Annotated in this window: 1 protein-coding gene; it reads left to right on the top strand. The window is 68.6% G+C overall.

Features of this window, described 5'->3' with window-relative positions:
- Positions 1 to 122 precede the first annotated feature (122 nt).
- Positions 123 to 1,511, top strand: a complete 1,389-nt coding sequence (locus I8N67_RS41360; protein ID WP_200309462.1) for an IS1380 family transposase — start codon at positions 123 to 125, stop codon at positions 1,509 to 1,511.
- Positions 1,512 to 1,661 lie beyond the last annotated feature (150 nt).

The raw sequence follows: 1,661 nt of genomic DNA, 5'->3' as shown, positions 1-1,661 counted from the left end.
AGCCTCGATCCACCGCGTGATGATCGGCCTGTGGACGGAGAAATAGGAAGAGGTGCCCGCTGACCTGCGATGATGGGAGTTCCTACGCTTCCACCACGCACGATTGGCAAGGCACCTCTGAAGTGAAAGTCTCCCACAGGCGCGCGGAGCTTTTCGCCGCGTTCGACGACGCCGACCTGATCGCACATGCCGGGCTGGTCCCCACGATCCGGCTGGCCGAGCGGTGCGGGCTGGCCGCTCTGGTGGCCGCGAAGGTGAAGTTGACCGGTGCGAAGAACGGCGCCGGGACGGCCGCCGAGGCGAAGGTCATGAGCATTGTGGGCGGGATGGCGGCCGGGGCGGACAGCATCGACGACCTGGACATCCTGCGTCATGGTGGGCTGGGCCGGTTGTTCGGCGGGGTGCGCGCTCCGTCCACGCTGGGCACGTTCCTGCGCGCGTTCACCTGGGGGCATGTGCGCCAACTGGAGTCCGCAACACGGGCGTTCACCTGCAACCTCGCCGCGCATACCGGACTGGTCCCCACCGGGGACGAGGTGGTGTTCGTGGACATCGACTCCAAGGTCAAGCAGGTCTACGGCCCGGCCAAGCAGGGCGCCTCCTTCGGCTACACCAAACAGCGCGGCCTGCACTTCCAGATCGTCACGGTGAAGACCGGTACCTGCGCGCCCGTCATCGTGGCAACGAGGCTGCGCAAGGGCTCGGCCAACTCCGGGAAGGGCGCGGCGAGTCTGCTGCGCGAGGCGCTGGCCACAGTGCGGGCGATGGGCATCACCGCGCAGATCATCGTCCGCGCCGACTCGGCGTACTTCTCCCACAAGGTCGTCGACGTGTGCCGCAAGGCCGGCGCACGGTTCTCGCTCGCGGTCGCGGTCAGGAAGAAGATCCGTGAGGCCATCGCACACATCGCCGAGGACGCCTGGGCGCCGGTCAAGTACGCCGCCGCCGTCTGGGACGCCGAGGAGGAACGCTGGGTCTCCGACGCCGAGATCGCCGAGGTCCCCTTCACCGCGTTCACCAGCAAGAAGAAGGCGTTTCACGCCACCGCCCGGCTGATTGTGCGCCGGGTGAAGCGCCTGAACCCCAAGAGCGTGCCCGAGGGGCAGGCCGAGCTGTTCGGCGTCTGGCGCCACCACGTCATCTTCACCGACAGCCCGTTCGTCCTGGCCCAGGCCGAACCCATGCACCGCGAACACGCCCAGGTCGAGCAGGTCTTCGCCGACCTGGAAGACTCCGCGCTGGCCCACCTGCCGTCGGGGAAGTTCACCGCGAACGCCGCCTGGCTCACCCTCGCAGCCACCGCCTACAACCTCACCCGCGCGGCCGGCCACCTCGCCTCCGTCTTCCACGCCAAAGCACGGACCGGCACCATCCGCCGCCACCTGATCAACATCCCCGCCCGGATCGCCACCGGCGCCCGCCGCCTCACCCTCCACCTGCCCCAACACTGGCGCTGGGAAGACGACTTCACCGACCTGTGGACGGCGACCGGACAGCGCATGGTCACCTGACCCGCGCGACCGCCCTGCCCGCCCACGACCCGAAAGATCTCGGAGACCCCGCACCGGACGGCCACCCGGCGATCACCGCTGCCCGCATCCCGAAGAAACACCCGGAAACCGCCCGACACCCGTGATCAGAATTCACACGGTGGATCGAGG

Source organism: Streptomyces adelaidensis (assembly GCF_016598475.1).
Taxonomy (GTDB): domain Bacteria; phylum Actinomycetota; class Actinomycetes; order Streptomycetales; family Streptomycetaceae; genus Streptomyces; species Streptomyces adelaidensis.
This window is presented reverse-complemented; position numbering and strand designations above follow the sequence as displayed.